Origin of the sequence: Pseudomonas sp. AOB-7 (genome assembly GCF_003696305.1) — a bacterium.
Lineage (GTDB): Bacteria > Pseudomonadota > Gammaproteobacteria > Pseudomonadales > Pseudomonadaceae > Aquipseudomonas.
Genome location: NZ_RFFK01000003.1, coordinates 158407 through 174739 on the forward strand (window position 1 = coordinate 158407; position 16333 = coordinate 174739).

Annotated in this window: 19 protein-coding genes; 6 read left to right on the top strand and 13 right to left on the bottom strand. The window is 67.7% G+C overall.

Annotation, left to right across the window (positions count from 1 at the left end):
- Positions 1-58: 58 nt before the first annotated feature.
- The gene (locus EA796_RS07345) at positions 59-1165 is read left to right on the top strand and encodes an alpha-hydroxy acid oxidase (RefSeq protein ID WP_122108151.1); all 1107 of its coding nucleotides are present in this window, start codon (positions 59-61) and stop codon (positions 1163-1165) included.
- A gap of 197 nt (positions 1166-1362) precedes the next feature.
- Here EA796_RS07345 and EA796_RS07350 read toward each other — a convergent pair whose 3' ends face one another.
- Together EA796_RS07350 and EA796_RS07355 are read right to left on the bottom strand one after the other, a co-directional pair.
- A complete protein-coding gene (locus EA796_RS07350; RefSeq protein WP_122108152.1) occupies positions 1363-1800 on the bottom strand; it encodes a YqaA family protein in 438 nt (145 codons plus the stop codon).
- Between the two features lie 40 nt (positions 1801-1840).
- A complete protein-coding gene (locus EA796_RS07355; RefSeq protein ID WP_021442672.1) occupies positions 1841-2569 on the bottom strand; it encodes a VC0807 family protein in 729 nt (242 codons plus the stop codon).
- Between the two features lie 77 nt (positions 2570-2646).
- On the opposite strand from EA796_RS07355, the gene EA796_RS23200 reads away from it, so the two are divergent.
- The 4 genes from EA796_RS23200 (at position 2647) to EA796_RS07370 (ending at position 4996) form a co-directional block, all read left to right on the top strand.
- The gene (locus tag EA796_RS23200; protein WP_158603091.1) at positions 2647-2790 is read left to right on the top strand and encodes a hypothetical protein; all 144 of its coding nucleotides are present in this window, start codon (positions 2647-2649) and stop codon (positions 2788-2790) included.
- A gap of 80 nt (positions 2791-2870) precedes the next feature.
- A complete protein-coding gene (locus EA796_RS07360; protein ID WP_122108153.1) occupies positions 2871-3641 on the top strand; it encodes an ABC transporter substrate-binding protein in 771 nt (256 codons plus the stop codon).
- Between the two features lie 155 nt (positions 3642-3796).
- Positions 3797-4660, top strand: coding sequence for an oxaloacetate decarboxylase (locus tag EA796_RS07365; protein WP_122108348.1), 864 nt, complete (start codon positions 3797-3799; stop codon positions 4658-4660).
- 69 nt (positions 4661-4729) lie between these two features.
- Positions 4730-4996 carry a DksA/TraR family C4-type zinc finger protein gene (locus EA796_RS07370; protein ID WP_021442668.1) on the top strand — a complete coding sequence of 89 codons (267 nt, stop codon included), beginning with the start codon at positions 4730-4732 and terminating at the stop codon, positions 4994-4996.
- Here EA796_RS07370 and EA796_RS07375 read toward each other — a convergent pair whose 3' ends face one another.
- The gene (locus EA796_RS07375) at positions 4997-5467 is read right to left on the bottom strand and encodes a YMGG-like glycine zipper-containing protein (protein WP_122108154.1); all 471 of its coding nucleotides are present in this window, start codon (positions 5465-5467) and stop codon (positions 4997-4999) included.
- Positions 5468-5653: 186 nt separating this feature from the next.
- Between EA796_RS07375 and EA796_RS07380 the strand changes: the two genes are divergently transcribed.
- Positions 5654-6517, top strand: coding sequence for a DMT family transporter (locus EA796_RS07380; protein ID WP_256679188.1), 864 nt, complete (start codon positions 5654-5656; stop codon positions 6515-6517).
- 73 nt (positions 6518-6590) lie between these two features.
- On the opposite strand, the gene ureC is transcribed toward EA796_RS07380, so the two are convergent.
- From ureC to urtA, 10 genes are all read right to left on the bottom strand, one after another.
- Positions 6591-8291 carry an urease subunit alpha gene (ureC, locus tag EA796_RS07385; protein WP_122108156.1) on the bottom strand — a complete coding sequence of 567 codons (1701 nt, stop codon included), beginning with the start codon at positions 8289-8291 and terminating at the stop codon, positions 6591-6593.
- Positions 8292-8383: 92 nt separating this feature from the next.
- On the bottom strand, positions 8384-8689 hold the full coding sequence (locus tag EA796_RS07390) for an urease subunit beta (protein WP_021442664.1): 306 nt from the start codon (positions 8687-8689) through the stop codon (positions 8384-8386).
- 7 nt (positions 8690-8696) lie between these two features.
- Positions 8697-9197: a GNAT family N-acetyltransferase gene (locus EA796_RS07395; RefSeq protein WP_122108157.1), complete on the bottom strand. Its 501-nt coding sequence runs from the start codon at positions 9195-9197 to the stop codon at positions 8697-8699.
- A 3-nt stretch (positions 9198-9200) separates the two neighbouring features.
- Positions 9201-9503 carry an urease subunit gamma gene (gene ureA, locus EA796_RS07400; protein ID WP_122108158.1) on the bottom strand — a complete coding sequence of 101 codons (303 nt, stop codon included), beginning with the start codon at positions 9501-9503 and terminating at the stop codon, positions 9201-9203.
- Positions 9504-9589: 86 nt separating this feature from the next.
- Positions 9590-10426, bottom strand: coding sequence for an urease accessory protein UreD (locus EA796_RS07405; protein ID WP_122108159.1), 837 nt, complete (start codon positions 10424-10426; stop codon positions 9590-9592).
- A gap of 142 nt (positions 10427-10568) precedes the next feature.
- The gene (gene urtE / locus EA796_RS07410; RefSeq protein WP_122108160.1) at positions 10569-11267 is read right to left on the bottom strand and encodes an urea ABC transporter ATP-binding subunit UrtE; all 699 of its coding nucleotides are present in this window, start codon (positions 11265-11267) and stop codon (positions 10569-10571) included.
- Positions 11268-11376: 109 nt separating this feature from the next.
- Positions 11377-12219, bottom strand: a complete 843-nt coding sequence (urtD, locus tag EA796_RS07415) for an urea ABC transporter ATP-binding protein UrtD (protein WP_122108161.1) — start codon at positions 12217-12219, stop codon at positions 11377-11379.
- Positions 12216-13307 carry an urea ABC transporter permease subunit UrtC gene (gene urtC, locus EA796_RS07420; protein ID WP_122108162.1) on the bottom strand — a complete coding sequence of 364 codons (1092 nt, stop codon included), beginning with the start codon at positions 13305-13307 and terminating at the stop codon, positions 12216-12218. The genes urtD and urtC overlap by 4 nt, the downstream gene beginning before the upstream one ends.
- Positions 13307-14875: an urea ABC transporter permease subunit UrtB gene (urtB, locus tag EA796_RS07425; protein WP_122108163.1), complete on the bottom strand. Its 1569-nt coding sequence runs from the start codon at positions 14873-14875 to the stop codon at positions 13307-13309. The genes urtC and urtB overlap by 1 nt, the downstream gene beginning before the upstream one ends.
- Positions 14876-15019: 144 nt before the next feature.
- On the bottom strand, positions 15020-16285 hold the full coding sequence (gene urtA, locus EA796_RS07430; RefSeq protein ID WP_122108164.1) for an urea ABC transporter substrate-binding protein: 1266 nt from the start codon (positions 16283-16285) through the stop codon (positions 15020-15022).
- Positions 16286-16333 lie beyond the last annotated feature (48 nt).

The window sequence follows — 16333 nt, forward strand, 5'->3', positions numbered from 1 at the left end:
GCTGGCGCGCATTTCCCGGATGGCATCCGGGCGACGAACAACTCGCGGAGAGGCTCCCATGCCCTTGCCCAAACTGCAGCAGATACCCGCAGAAATCGCCGCGCTGGCCGACTACGAGCGCTTCGCCCGCGAGCGCCTGAGCGAGCAGGCCTGGGCCTACCTGGCCGGCGGCGCCGCCGACGAGCTGACCCTGGCCGACAACCGTGCCGCCTTCGACCGCCTGCGCTTGCGCAGCCGCGTACTGCGCGACCTGAGCGGCGGCAACACGCGCCTGCGCCTGTTCGGCCAGGACTTCGACCACCCGATCTTCCTCGCCCCGGTGGCCTATCAGAAGCTGGCCCACCCCGACGGCGAGCTGGCCAGCGTGCTGGCGGCCGGCGCGGTGCGCGCCGGCATGCTGGTCAGCACCCAGGCCAGCGTCGAACTGGAAACTATCGCCGCCGCCGCGCAGACGCCGCTGTGGTTCCAGCTGTATATCCAGCCCGATCGCGACTTCACCGCGGCGCTGGTGCGCCGCGCCGAGGCGGCCGGCTACCAGGCGCTGGTGCTGACCGTGGATGCGCCGGTCAGCGGCGTGCGCAACCGCGAGCAGCGCGCCGGCTTCGCCCTGCCGGCGGGTGTCGAGGCGGTCAACCTGCGCGGCATGCGCCCGCTGCAGGCATCAATCGAGCCGCCTGCCGGCAGCCTGCTGCTCGGCGGCCCGCTATTGGCGGCGGCGCCGACCTGGGCCGATCTGGCCTGGCTGCGTGGTCTGACCCGCCTGCCGATCCTGCTCAAGGGCATCATGAGCGGCGCCGATGCCGAGCAGGCGCTGGCGGCGGGGATGGATGGGCTGATCGTCTCCAATCACGGCGGGCGCAGCCTGGACGGCCTGCCGGCGACCATCGAGGCGCTGCCGGAAGTGGCCGCCGCGGTGCAGAAGCAAGTGCCGCTGCTGCTCGACGGCGGCATTCGTCGCGGCAGCGACGTGCTCAAGGCGCTGGCCCTGGGCGCCGACGGAGTGCTGGTGGGAAGGCCCTATGTGTTCGGCCTGGCGGCGGCCGGCGCGGTGGGCGTGGCCCATGTGCTGCAGATGCTGCGCGGCGAACTGGAAGTGGCCATGGCCCTGACCGGCTGCCGCGACCTGGCCTCCATCGGTGCCGAAACTATCTGGCGGCCGGCGTAGCAGGCTGTTGAAAAACTACCTGCGTTGCCATCGCGGCGTTAAAAACAGGCTCGTGCGCGAGTCCGATCAAAATGCTCATTTACAGCTCGTAAAGTCGCCTGCGACCCCAGCCGTTTTTCGCCTGTTTTTGCGGGGCCGCCATCGGTATTGCGCTGGCTGCCTCGCCTACGTTTTTCAACGGCCTGCTGGGCGCGCGTTCAGCTCAGCTGCAGGGTCAGCGCGGCCAGCACGGCGTAGCGCGAGGCCTTGGCCAGGCTGACGAGGGCGAGGAATACCCACAGGCGTTCGCGCATCACCCCGGCGACCAGGGTCAGCGGGTCGCCGATCACCGGCAGCCAGCTCAGCAGCAGTGACCAGCGCCCATGGCGGGCGTACCAGGCCTGCGCCTGCTGCAGGCGCGCCGGGCTGACCGGGAACCAGCGGCGTTCCCGGTAGCGCTCGAGGGAGCGGCCGAGCAGCCAGTTGATCCAGGAACCCAGCACGTTGCCGCAGGTGGCCACCAGCAGCAGGGCCCAGAGGGCGTGTTCGCCGTGCAGCAGCAGGCCCACCAGCACGGCCTCCGACTGCAGCGGCAGCAGGGTGGCGGCGCCGAAGGCGGAGAGGAACAGGGCCGGGTAGGCGGACAGGCTCAGCATCGTGGCGTTGCGCCGACCGGGCGGCCGGCGCGGACGGGAATCAGGACTGCGACTCCTGGCCCTGGTGGGCCATGATCTCTTCCAGGCTCAGGCCGGTGAGGCCGTGGATGGTCTTCCACAGGTAGTAGAAGATCGCCATCAGCATGATCATCGAGGGGATGGCGATCATCGGGTAGCTGAGCAGGGTCATGCGCCCCAGCTCGTCGTTGAACGCCTCGGTGCCGGCCGGGCTGACGACTATCCACTTGGCCAGCACGTAGTTCATCAGCGAGGAGAAGAAGAAGGTGCCGCTGAGCCAGTAGGTGGCGCGCATCAGCCGCGTCTCGAAGTGCTCGAGGTGGCCGCCCTGTTCCAGGCGCTGGTGGATCTTGTCGACGTTGAGCACCGACTTGTTGAACAGCAGGGTGCGGATCAGCGGGTAGCGGGTGCGGGTCGAGACCAGCACGGCGATGCCGATCAGCCCGGGGATCGCCGCCTCCTTGACTGCCAGCCACTGAGTGTCGAGGTGCAGCAGGCCGATGCCGCCGGTCAGCGCCACGCTGATCAGGCCGAGCAGGGCGATGAAGTTGAACTTGCGGTACTTGATCAGCTCGAACGCGCCCCAGCCCAGCGGGAACGCCAGCGCCAGCAGCAGCGCGCCGTCGGCGCCGAGGCGCTCGTCGCCGCTGAGCTTCATCAGGATGAACGAGGGGATCAGGATGCTGATGGCCAGGTCGATCAGCGGGCGGGGCTTGTGCGTCGGGATGCGGCTGTCGGTGGTAGCGGTCATAACGTCTGGAGTCTGCGTAGGAGGCCCGATGATCGCCTGCCCGGCGCGCCAGGGCTAGCCCGACCGTCGGTTGGAATGTGAAAAAGTATGAGCCGACAGCTGGGCGACAGGCGCTGCAGGGCGAACCGGCGGCGTCGCGCCTGCAGCTGCTGCCCGAACCGCGCGTGCTGACTGCGGCGGAGCTGGTCGACGCCGCCGCCGCCGCCGAGCAGCCTTGGTGATGCGCCGGGCAGGCGTTTATCATCGTGCGCCTGGTCGCTCCGAATCCTGCAGTGGGGCGCGCCTCAGTCGGTGGCCGCTGATGACCCTGAAATGCAAAGCCTGTGTCCTGTTGTTGCTCTGCAGCCTGGCCACCTCCCTGGCCGCCGAGCTGCGCCTGTACACCGAGGACTATCGGCCGTTCAGCTACCTGGAGGACGGCCAGCCGAGCGGCATGGCAGTGGCGGTGGTCGAGGAACTGATCCGCCGCACCGGCGAGTCGGCGCGCATCGAAGTGGTGCCCTGGACGCGCGGTTACCACCAGGTTCGCCGGCTGCCCGATACGGCGCTGTTCTCCACCGTGCGCACGGCGCCGCGCGAGGCGCTGTTCCACTGGGTCGGCCCCATCGCCCGCGGCCATACGCGCTTCTACAGCCGCAAGGCGGACGGCCTGCACGTCGCCGACCTGGACGGCGTGCGCCGTCTCGGTCCCCTGGCCGTGCCCAAGCAGTGGTACTCCTACGAGCTGCTGACCGAGCTGGGCCTGGACAACCTTTACGGCGTGCCGACGCCGCAGGACATGCTGCGCATGTTCCGCCACGGCCGGGTCAAGCTGCTGCTCGCCAACAGCCTGACCCTCGACGGCATGCTGGCCGAACAGGGCATGCAGGCCGAGCAGCTGCAGGCGCAGTTCGACCTGATGCCCAACGATTCCTACATCGCCTTCTCCCGCCAGACCGATGCGCGGCGCGTGGAGCGCTGGCAGCAGGCGCTGCTGGAGATGCGCCGTGACGGCAGCCTGGAACGCATCTACCGGCACTGGTTGCCCTGGGTCGATGCCGAGACCTTGGCCGAGCTGCTGCGCGACGACTGAGCGCTCGGCACGCCTCCTGCCGCAGCGCGCCGAGTGACACCGCTCGGCCAGCGGTGGCGCATGTCGGTGTCCTGCGCCCCGGTTCGTCGCGTCTATCCGGGTAACCCTACAGCCGATCCGCGATTCACCTGACTGGAATACGCACCATGCCCATCCTGCAACGCGCCTCCCACCACCAACTGCGCAGCGCCTTTCGCGCGCTGCTGGCCTCCGACCGCTGCTACCACACCGCCTCGGTGTTCGACCCGATGTCCGCACGGATCGCCGCCGACCTGGATTTCGAGGTCGGCATCCTCGGCGGCTCGGTGGCCTCGCTGCAGGTGCTGGGGGCGCCGGACTTCGCCCTGATCAGCCTGAGCGAGTTCGTCGAGCAGGCCACGCGCATCGGCCGGGTCGCGCGCCTGCCGGTGATCGCCGACGCCGACCATGGCTACGGCAACGCGCTCAACGTGATGCGCACGGTGGTCGAACTGGAGCGTGCCGGGGTGGCCGCGCTGACCATCGAGGACACCCTGCTGCCGGCGCAGTTCGGCCGCAAGTCCACCGACCTGATCTCGGTCGAGGAGGGTGTCGGCAAGATCCGCGCGGCGCTGGAGGCGCGCATCGATCCGGAGCTGGCGATCATCGCCCGCAGCCACGCCGGGGTGCTCGAGGCCGACGAGGTGATCCGCCGCACCCGCGCCTACCAGGCTGCCGGCGCCGACGCCATCTGCCTGGTCGGGGTCAAGGATTTCGCCCACCTGGAGCAGATCGCCGGCGGCCTTGGCGTGCCGCTGATGCTGGTCACCTACGGCAACCCGCAGCTGCGCGACAACGCCCGCCTGGCGCGGCTCGGCGTGCGCATCCTGGTCAACGGCCACGGCGCCTACTTCGCCGCGATCAAGGCCACCTACGACTGCCTGCGCGAGCAGCGCGGCATCGAGCCGGGCGATCTCAACGCCACCGAGCTGACCCACAAGTACAGCCTGCCCGAGGACTATATCGTCTGGGCCCGCGAGTTTATGGAGGTCAAGGAGTGACGACGGGCTGCTCTTGAACTTCGCCCGCCGTGGGCGCATATCTGTCTGGTGGGGGCGAGGAGACAGACGATGGCAGGCGGTTGGGCGAGCGACACGGCAGTACAGGAACAGATCGACAGCAGCATCGAGGACGCCGTGGCGCGCGCCCGCAGCCAGCTGCCGAAAGGCGAGAGCCTGCGCCACTGCGAGGAATGCGGCGCGGCGATTCCCGAGGCGCGCCGCCAGGCCATTCCCGGCGTACGCCTGTGCGTGGCCTGCCAGGCCGAGCACGACCGCGAGCAGGCCGCTTTCAGCGGCTACAACAGGCGCGGCAGCAAGGACAGTCAGCTGCGCTGATCAGGGCGTGACGGAGTAGCCGCGCCCGCTCATGCAATTGATATAGGCCTGCTGCGCGTTGTCGCCGGCGCTGTCGTTGCGACGGTTTTCGCGCCGCTCCTGGCGCTGCCTGGAGCCTCCCACGGCCATGCCGACTGCCGCCGCGTCGCGCGCCTGATTCTGCCGGTAATCCTGCTTGATATCGTCGTCCACCCGGTCGTAGACCTCGTCGTGGCGATTGCCGCGAATCTGCGCCGCCGTGGCACCCACCGCGGCACCTTTGGCCGCGCCGCGCAGGCGCTCGCCACCGACGCCGTCGTTGCCGCTCTGCGTTTGGCTGCCGCCGGCCTGGGCCTGGCAGCTGGCAATATCGGCTTGAATCTGCTCCGGGCTTTGCCCCTGCAGGGGCGTCAGTGTTTCCGCCTGGGCGAGGGGCAGGCTGAGCAGCAACAGGCCGCCGAGTAGGCGGCAAGACGGCGAGGGCGGGCGCATGAGGTCGATCTCCCATCGGAGGGATGGATTTTCACTATAGTCCCGCCATGGACGGCCGCTGGCGCCCGCTCGGGTTTGCCGACGGGCGTTCGATGGACGGTCCGGTCGGAGGCGTGGTGCCCCTGGGCAAAGCGGCGAATGCTCGCTAGAGTTGGTAGCCTGCTAACTATTCGTTTGGTTTGTTTCGTGCCGACTTCCCATCGCCCGGGCCTGGGCATCCTGCTGATCCTCGCCGCCGGCCTGTTGCTGGCCAGCCACGACGCCCTGTCGAAATCCCTGACCCAGCTCTACCCGGTGCTGCTGGTGGTGTGGGCGCGCTACCTGGCGCAGACCCTGTTGATGGCGGTGCTGTTCGCCCCGCGCCTGGGCTGGGACCTGGTGCGCACCCGGCGGCCCTGGCTGCAACTGACGCGTGGCCTGAGCCTGGTGGCGATCAGCCTGCTGTTCTTCAGTGCACTGCGCTACATACCGCTGGGCGAGGCGACGGCGGTGATCTTCCTGGCGCCGCTGGTGGTGATCCTGCTATCGGCCTTCGTGCTCAAGGAGCAGATCGGCGCCGGGATATGGCTGGCGGTGGGCTGCGGTCTGCTCGGTGTGCTGATCATCGTGCGCCCTGGCGGCGCGCTGTTCACCCCGGCAATCCTGCTGCCGTTCGCGGCGGCGCTGTGCTTCGGCCTCTACCAGCTGCTCACCCGGCGCCTGAGCGCCACCGACCATCCGGCCACCAGCAACTTTCTCACCAGCCTGCTCGGCGCGCTGCTGATGAGCCTGGCGCTGCCCTGGGTCTGGCAACTACCGGAGTTCTCCCACGGCCTGCTGATGGCGGCGCTCGGCGCCCTGGCGATGACCGGGCACATGCTGCTGACCCACGCCTACCGTTTCGCCAGCGCGGCCAGCCTGGCGCCCTTCACCTACGGCCAGATCGTCATCGCCACCCTGCTGAGCATGCTCTTCTTCGCCCACACCCCGGACGCCGGCGGCATCGCCGGCATGGCCATCATCATCCTAAGCGGCCTGTGTCTGGCCTGGAGCCAGCGGCGGACGGGCTAGATACGGTTGTGGCGCATTCGGTGGGTCGAGGCGCCTGCGCCCAAGCCCAACGGGGGCAGGACTGTCGGCTGCTTCAAAACAGAAAATAGCGCTGCGCCATCGGCAGCACCTCGGCCGGCTCGCACCAGAGCAGTTGGCCGTCGGCTTTGACCTGGTAGTTCTGCGGGTCGACCTCGATGTTCGGCAGGTAGCCGTTGTGGATCAGGTCGGTCTTCTGCACCTCGCGGCAGCCTTTGACCACACCGATTTTCTTCTGCAGGCCGAGCTGCTGCGGCACGCCGGCGTCGAACGCGGCCTGGCTGATAAAGGTGATGCTGGTGGCATGGCGGCTGCCGGCGTAGCTGGCGAACATCGGCCGGTAGTGCACCGGTTGCGGCGTGGGGATCGAGGCGTTGGCGTCGCCCATCAGGCTGGCGGCGATGGCGCCGCCCTTGAGGATCAGCGTCGGTTTCACCCCGAAGAAGGCCGGGCGCCAGAGCACCAGGTCGGCCCACTTGCCCACTTCCACCGAGCCCACCTCGTGGCTGATGCCATGGGTGATGGCGGGGTTGATGGTGTACTTGGCGATGTAGCGCTTGGCGCGGAAGTTGTCGTTGCCGGGCACGTCCTCGGGCAGCGGGCCGCGCTGCTGCTTCATCTTGTCGGCGGTCTGCCAGGTGCGGGTGATCACCTCGCCGACGCGGCCCATGGCCTGGCTGTCGGAGCTGATCATGGAGAAGGCGCCGAGGTCATGCAGGATATCCTCCGCCGCAATGGTTTCCCGGCGTATGCGGCTTTCGGCAAACGCGACGTCCTCGGCGATGCTCGGGTCGAGGTGGTGGCAGACCATCAGCATGTCCAGGTGTTCGTCGATGGTGTTCTCGGTGAACGGCCGGGTCGGGTTGGTCGAGCTGGGCAGCACATTCGGGAAGCCGCACGCCTTGATGATATCCGGCGCGTGACCGCCGCCGGCGCCCTCGGTGTGGTAGGTGTGGATGGTGCGGCCTTTGAAGGCGCCGAGGGTGGTTTCGACGAAGCCGGACTCGTTCAGCGTGTCGGTGTGGATCGCCACCTGCACGTCGTACTTGTCGGCGACGCTCAGGCAGTTGTCGATGGCCGCCGGGGTGGTGCCCCAGTCCTCGTGCAGCTTGAGGCCGATGGCGCCGGCCCTGACCTGCTCGATCAACGGCTCGGGCAGCGAGGCGTTGCCCTTGCCGGTGAAGCCCAGGTTCATCGGGAAGGCGTCGGCAGCCTGCAGCATGCGCGCCATGTGCCAGGGCCCGGAAGTGCAGGTAGTGGCATTGGTACCGGTGGCCGGCCCGGTGCCGCCACCGATCATGGTGGTGACGCCGCTCATCAGCGCCTCTTCGATCTGCTGCGGGCAGATGAAGTGGATATGGGTGTCGATGCCGCCGGCGGTGAGGATCATGCCCTCGCCGGCGATCACCTCGGTGCCGGCGCCGATCGCGATGGTCACGTCGGGCTGGATATCCGGGTTGCCGGCCTTGCCGATGGCGTGGATGCGCCCGTTCTTGAGGCCGACGTCGGCCTTGACGATGCCCCAGTGGTCGATGATCAGCGCGTTGGTGATCAGGGTGTCGACCACGTCGGCGGCGCACAGCTGGCCCTGGCCCATGCCGTCGCGGATCACCTTGCCGCCGCCGAACTTCACTTCCTCGCCGTAGCTGGTGAAGTCCTTCTCCACTTCGATCCACAGGTTGGTATCGGCCAGGCGCACCTTGTCGCCGACGGTGGGGCCGAACATATCGGCGTAGGCTTGTCTGCTGATCTTCATTGGTTCGTCCCGTTGGGTGCGCCGTGCGCACCATCGCTATCCGCGTTGTTTGTGGCGCGCATGGCCCAGGCGGCCCCGCGACACCCTACTCGTCAAAGGTCGCCCATTACCCGGCCGGCGAAGCCGAATACCCGGCGCGCGCCGGCCAAATCGACCAGCTCCACCTCGCGGCTCTGCCCCGGCTCGAAACGCACCGCGGTGCCCGCCGGGATATTCAGGCGCATGCCACGGGTGCTGGCACGGTCGAACAGCAGCGCATCGTTGGTCTCGAAGAAGTGGTAGTGCGAGCCGACCTGGATGGGGCGGTCGCCGCTGTTGGCCACGGACAGGGTCAGGGTGCGGCGGCCGGCATTGAGCTCGATCTCGCCGTCGGCAATCTGGTATTGGCCGGGAATCATGGGCGGTTCACTCCAGAATCAGTTGCATAAAGGTCAGATCCAGCCAGCGGCCGAACTTGCGGCCGACCTGGGGCATCTGCCCGGTGGTGACGAAACCCAGGCGCTGGTGCAGGCGGATCGAGGCGGCGTTTTGCGACTCGATGGCGGCGACCATGACGTGCAGGGCGGCGGCGCGGGCGCGTTCGATCAGCGCCTGCATCAGCACAGGTCCCAGGCCCTGGCCGCGCTGGTCGCTGCGCACATACACCGAGTGTTCGACGGTCTGGCGAAAGCCCTCGATGCTGCGCCAGGTGCCGTAGCTGGCATAGCCGACCACCCCGCCGGCGGCATCGCGTGCCACCAGCACGGGAAAGCCCGCCGCCGTGCGCTCGGCCAGCCAGGCGCGGCGGTTGGCCAGGTCCACCAGGGTCTCGTTCCAGATCGCCGTGGTGTACGCCACCGCGTCGTTGTAAATGGCCAGGATGCCGGGCAGGTCGGCCTCGCCGGCGTCATGTATCGAATAGCTCATGGTTCAGGCAATCGGCTGGTGGACGGTCACCAGCTTGGTGCCGTCGGGGAAGGTGGCCTCGATCTGGATCTCCGGGATCATCTCCGGCACGCCCTCCATCACCTGCTCGCGGCTCAGCAGGGTAGTGCCGAAGTGCATCAGCTCGGCCACGGTGCGGCCGTCGCGGGCGCCTTCGAGCAGGGCGGCGGAGATATAGGCCATGGCCTCCGGGTAGTTGAGCTTGACCCCGCGGGCCAGGCGACGCTCGGCCACCAGGCCGGCGGTGAAGATCAGCAGCTTGTCTTTCTCGCGTGGACTCAGATCCATCTCGTGACTCCGTTTCTGGGCGACCGCCTGTCGCAGCCGCCGCAATCATTGGGGTAGCCAAGGCGCGTGCCTTGGCCCTACATCCGTCAGGTACTCCAGATGCGCGGCAGCAGCGCCTCGCGACCGAGCAGCGCCGGGCGCAGCAGGCGCCACAGGGCGATCAGCCAGGCGCGCGCCTGCAGCGCCTCGCTGGCCAGGCAGCGGGCGATCAGCAGGCCCGAGAGCTGGCTGAGGTCGCCGCGCACGCCGTCGATCTTCAGTTCGCGGCAGCGTTCCAGCAATTCGCTGTCCACTTCGCCGCTGGCCAGCAGGGTGGCGAATACCGGCTGGCCGTCGAGGCCCACGGGCGAGTCGAGCAGGCCGTCGCCGCCGGTTACGCGCTGGCGCTCGTGCCACAGCAGCTGGCCGTCGCGGCGGATACCCAGGGCGGCCTGGAAGTGGCCGCTGGCGAAACGCTCGGCGGCGGCGGGGCGGCCGAGGGCGACGATGTCCCAGTACAGCAGGCGGGCGTCGCCGTGCAGCTCGATCTGCGTGTGCAGTTCGGCCTGGGCGCCGGCGTAGACGATGGTCTCCTGCGGCAGCCATTCCAGGGTGGCGCCGGCCGCGGCGCTCAGGCGCAGCTCCTGGCGGGCGACGCCGGCGGCGCGGTACCACTTGGCGGCGCCGGGGCTGGTGAGCTGCACCCAGGTGCCTTCGCCGGCATGGGCGGAGATGTCCAGGCGGTCGCCGCCGGCGATGCCGCCGGGCGGATGGACGATGATGTGCTGGCAGACTTGCGGCCCTTCGGCATAGAGGTGCTTCTGCACCCTAAGAGGGCCGAGGTGGCGCCTTTGCACTGGCGTGGTGCGTTCGCCGTGGCGTGCGTAGGCCAGCTCCAGCTCGGCGGGCCAGCTCGGCGTGAACGGGGCGACAGGCAGGTTCATGACAGGGCAAAGATTTCCGCGCATTAGTTGACCGAGTGGGCAAGCAAGAGGCGTGCCTCGAACCAATTCGGTGCGTGGGGCGCGCCGTGCGCGTCTGGACTGCGCTGACCCGAGAGGGCGGCGGTGCGCGCGGCGCACCCTACTAGATGGCCACCAGCCCGCGCACGCCCTCGGCTTCCATATTCTCGCCGCGGCCCTGCTGGACGATCTCGCCGCGGCTCATCACCAGGTACTGGTCGGCCAGTTCGGCGGCAAAATCATAGAACTGCTCCACCAGCAGGATGGCCATATCGCCACGTTCCGCCAGTTTGCGGATCACTGCGCCGATTTCCTTGATCACCGAGGGCTGGATGCCTTCGGTGGGTTCGTCGAGGATCAACAGGCGCGGCTGGCTGGCCAGGGCGCGGCCGATGGCCAGCTGTTGCTGCTGGCCGCCGGAGAGGTCGCCGCCGCGGCGATGCTTCATCTCGCGCAGCACCGGAAACAGTTCGTAGATGAACTCCGGCACGGCCTTGGCCTGGCCGGCGGGGAAACGCGACAGGCCCATCAGCAGGTTTTCCTCCACCGTCAGGCGACCGAAGATTTCGCGGCCCTGCGGCACGTAGGCGATACCGGCCTGTACGCGCTGGTGCGGCTTGTGGCCGGTGATGGCCTGGCCCTCCCACTGCACGCTGCCGTCCTTGGCCGGGATCAGGCCCATCAGGCATTTGAGCAGGGTGGTCTTGCCCACGCCGTTACGGCCGAGCAGGCAGGTGACTTCGCCGACCTTCACGTCGAACGACAGGCCACGGAGGATATGGCTGCCGCCGTAGTACTGGTGGAGTTGTTCAACTTGCAGCATGTCGATGTCCTTTGCGTAGGGTGGAGCGGGGCGCGTAGCTCGCGCGCTATCGATCCACCGTGCGATGCCATTGGTGGATGAAAAAAGCGTCATCCACCCTACGAATCCCTTACCGACCGAGATACACCTCGATCACCCGCTCGTCGTTCTGCACCTGCTCCAGCGAGCCTTCGGCCAGCACGCTGCCCTGGTGCAGCACGGTGACGTGGTCGGCGATGGAGCCGACAAAGCCCATATCGTGCTCGACCACCATCAGCGAATGCTTGCGCGCCAGGGACTTGAACAGCTCGGCGGTGAACTCGGTTTCGGCGTCGGTCATGCCCGCCACCGGCTCGTCGAGCAGCAGCAGGTGCGGCTCCTGCATCAGCAGCATGCCGATCTCCAGGAACTGCTTCTGGCCGTGGGAGAGCAGGCCGGCCGGGCGGTGGCGCGAGGCGTCCAGGCGGATGGTGGCGAGCACCTCGTCGATGCGGTCCTTCTGCTCGCCGGACAGGCGGGCGCGCAGGCTGGCCCACACCGACTTGTTGGTCTTCTGCGCCAGCTCCAGGTTTTCGAACACCGAGAGCGCCTCGAATACCGTCGGCTTCTGGAACTTGCGGCCGATGCCGGCCTGGGCGATCTGCACCTCGCTCATGGCGGTCAGGTCGTACTGCTCGCCGAAGTAGGCCACGCCGTTGTCCGGGCGGGTCTTGCCGGTGATCACGTCCATCATGGTGGTCTTGCCGGCGCCGTTGGGGCCGATGATGCAGCGCAGTTCGCCGACGCCGATATACAGGGTCAGGTCGGTCAGCGCCTTGAAGCCGTCGAAGCTGACGTTGATCGCTTCCAGGGTAAGGATGGTGCCGTGGCGCACGTTGACGCCCTTGCCGACGTTCTTGCCGGTATCCAGCGCCAGGCCGGTGGGATCGAAGGCCGCTTCGAGCATGGCTTCGGGAACGGGGGCGGTTCTCATTGATCCTTCTCCTTGCGCAGCAGACCCACCACGCCCCTGGGCAGGAACAGGGTGACGACGATAAACAGCGCGCCCAGGGCGAACAGCCAGTATTCCGGGAAGGCCACGGTGAACCAGCTCTTCATGCCGTTGACCAGGCCGGCGCCGAGCAGCGGGCCGATCAGCGTGCCGCGCCCGCCCAGGGCGACCCAGACGGCGGCCTCGATGGACTGGGTCGGTGCCATCTCGCTGGGGTTGATGATGCCCACCTGCGGCACGTACAGCGCGCCGGCCAGGCCGCACAGCACGGCAGAGAGCACCCAGATAAACAGCTTGTAGCCGCGCGGATCGTAGCCGCAGAACATCAGGCGGTTCTCGGCGTCGCGCAATGCGGTCAGCACCCGGCCGAACTTGCTGCGCGCCAGGCGAAAGCCCAGGTACAGGCTGCCGACCAGCAGGGCCACGGTGGCGATAAACAGCGCGGCGCGGGTGCCGGCGGCGGTGATATCGAAGCCGAGGATGCGGGTGAAGCCGGTAAAACCGTTATTGCCGCCAAAGCCGGTTTCGTTGCGGAAGAACAGCAGCATGCCGGCGAAGGTCAGCGCCTGGGTCATGATCGAGAAGTACACGCCCTTGATCCGCGAGCGGAAGGCGAAGAAGCCGAACACCAGCGCCAGCAGGCCCGGCGCCAGCACCACCAGGCACAGGGCCCAGAGGAAGCTGGAGGTGCCGTACCAGTACCAGGGCAGCTCGCTCCAGGCCAGGAAGCTCATAAAGGCCGGCAGGCCATCGCCCGCCGATTGGCGCATCAGGTACATGCCCATGGCGTAGCCACCGAGGGCGAAGAACAGGCCGTGGCCCAGCGACAGCATGCCGGCGTAGCCCCAGACCAGATCCAGGGCCAAGGCGACTATGGCGTAGCAGAGGATCTTGCCCACCAGGGTCAGGCTGTAGGCCGAGACATGCAGGGCGTGGTCGGCCGGCAGCAGGTGCAGCAGCGGCATGGCGAGCAGCACGGCCAGCACCAGCAGGCCGATGGCCAGCGAGACCTGCGGGCCGAGCTTGGCGCTGGCGCGCGCCAGCAGCGTTTGATTGAGTGGCATGGTCATCAGTCGATCACCCGTCCCTTGAGTGCGAAGAGCCCTTGGGGCCGCTTCTGGATAAACAGAATGATCAGCGCGAGGATCAGGATCTTGCCCAGCACGGCGCCGATCTGCGGTTCGAGGAACTTGTTCAGCACGCCCAGGCCGAAGGCGGCGGTGACGCTGCCGGCCAGCTGGCCGACGCCGCCGAGCACCACCACCAGGAAGGAGTCGATGATGTAGCTCTGCCCCAGGTCCGGCCCGACGTTGCCGATCTGGCTCAGGGCCACGCCACCAAGGCCGGCGATACCCGAGCCGAGGCCGAAGGCGAGCATGTCGACGCGGCCGGTCGGCACGCCGCAGCAGGCGGCCATATTGCGGTTCTGGGTGACGGCACGGACGTTAAGGCCGAGACGGGTCTTGTTCAGCAGCAGCCAGGTCAGCAGCACCACGAACAGGGCGAAGCCGATGATCACGATGCGGTTGTACGGCAGCACCAGGTTGGGCAGCACCTGCACGCCGCCGGACAGCCAGTAGGGGTTGGCCACTTCGACGTTCTGCGCGCCGAAGGTGACGCGCACCAGCTGGATCAGGATCAGGCTGATACCCCAGGTGGCCAGCAGGGTTTCCAGCGGGCGACCGTACAGGTGGCGGATCACCGTGCGCTCCAGGGCCATGCCGATGGCCGCGGTGACCAGGAAGGCGATGGGCAGGGCGAGCAATGGGTAGAGGGCGAGGTAACCAGGAGCGAATTTCTGGAAGGCGATCTGCACCATATAGGTGGTGTAGGCGCCGAGCATCAGCATCTCGCCGTGGGCCATATTGATCACCCCGAGCAGGCCGAAGGTGATGGCCAGGCCCAGCGCCGCCAGCAGCAGGATCGAACCCAGCGACAGGCCGCTAAAGGCCTGGCCGAGCAGCTCGCCGACCAGCAGCTTGTTCTTCACCTGGGCCAGGCTTTTTTCTGCGGCGCTGCGCACGGCGGTGTCGCTTTCCTCACCATCGAGCAGGGCCTCCAGGCGGGTGCGCGCCAGCGGGTCGCCGGTCTGGCCGAGGCGCTCCACGGCGGCCAGGCGCACGGCCGGATCCTCGGCTGCCAGTTGCAGGTTGGCCAGGGCCAGGGTCAGGGCGTCGCGCACGGCCTCGTCGGCCTCGATGCTCAGGCGGCTTTCCAGCAGCGGCAGCAGGGCCGGCGGGGTATTGCGTTGCAGCTGTTTGGCGGCCTCGAGGCGGACGGCGGCATCCTTGTCGAGCAACTCATGGCTGGCCAGGGCGCTGGCGATCAGCCCGCGCAGGCGGTTGTTCAGGCGCAGTTTGCGCGGCGTGCCGTTGGGCTCCGCTTGGCCGTCGGCGGCTTGCCAGGTGCCGGCCTGATGGATAAAGGCGCGCTTGTCGGCGTCGCCGGCGACGCGGCCCTGTTGCAGCGCCTGCAGCAGCGGCAGACGTTCAGGCGTGGGCGCGGCGGCCCAGTCCTGCAGCAGCTTGGCCTGCTTGGCCGGGTTGGCGGCGACGAAGGCGTCGGCCTCATTGGCGCTGGCAGCCAGAGGTAGCAGCAGCAACAGGCCGAGCAGAATTCGGGTAAGGGCAGTGGGCATAAGGGGGTGTCCTTGGCGTAGCCCGGATGCAATCCGGGCGCGGTCTTCCCGGATTGCATCCGGGCTACAGCGACCCTCTCCCTGCGCGGGCCGCTGCCCCTCTGCCGCTTGCGGGAGAGGGACAGGGGGAGAGGGGCTTTTGCCTTAGTTCGACTTCACCGCGTAATCCGGCTTCTTGTCGTTGCCTTCGATATAGGGGCTCCACGGCTGGGCGCGGATCGGGCTGTCGGTTTCCCAGACCACGGAGAACTGCCCGTCTTCCTGGATTTCGCCGATCATCACCGGCTTGTGCAGGTGGTGGTTGCTCTTGTCCATGGTCAGGGTGTAGCCGCTCGGCGCCTCGAAGGTCTGGCCGTAGATGGCCTCGCGCACCTTGTCCACTTCGGTGGTGCCGGCCTTCTCCACGGCCTGGGCCCACATATGGATGCCGACGTAGGTGGCTTCCATCGGGTCGTTGGTCACCGCCTTGTCGGCGCCCGGCAGGTTCTTGGCCTTGGCATAGGCCTTCCACTTGTTGACGAACTCGGTGTTGACCGGGTTTTCCACCGACTGGAAGTAGTTCCAGGCGGCCAGGTGGCCGACCAGCGGCTTGGTGTCGATGCCGCGCAGTTCTTCCTCGCCCACCGAGAAGGCCACCACCGGCACGTCGGTGGCTTCCAGGCCCTGGTTGGCCAGTTCCTTGTAGAAGGGCACGTTGGAGTCGCCGTTGACGGTGGAGATCACCGCGGTCTTGCCGCCGGCGGAGAACTTCTTGATGTTGGCGACGATGGTTTGATAGTCGCTGTGGCCGAAGGGGGTGTAGACCTCTTCGATATCCTTCTCGTCGACGCCCTTGCTGATCAGGAAGGCGCGCAGGATCTTGTTGGTGGTGCGCGGATAGACGTAGTCGGTGCCGAGCAGGAAGAAGCGCTTGGCGGCGCCGCCGTCCTCGCTCATCAGGTACTCGACCGCCGGGATGGCCTGCTGGTTCGGCGCCGCGCCGGTGTAGAAGACGTTGGGCGACAGCTCCTCGCCTTCGTACTGCACCGGGTAGAACAGCAGGCCGTTGAGCTCTTCATAGACCGGCAGCACGGATTTGCGCGACACGCTGGTCCAGCAGCCGAAGGTCACCGCGACCTTGTCCTGGGTCAGCAGCTGACGACCGCGTTCGGCGAACAGCGGCCAGTTGGAGGCCGGGTCGACCACCACCGGCTCGAGCTGCTTGCCGAGCACGCCGCCCTTGGCGTTGATCTCGTCGATGGTCATCAGCGCCATGTCTTTCAGCGAGGTTTCGGAGATCGCCATGGTGCCGGACAGCGAATGCAGGATGCCGACCTTGATGGTCTCGGCGGCCTGTACGGTCCAGGTCATGCCCATGGCGGCGATGGAAGCGGAAAGGGTAAAGGCCTTGATCAGGCTGCGACGTTGCATGGTGCGATCTCCATTCACAGATGTGAGTAAGTGGACAGCGTTGTTATT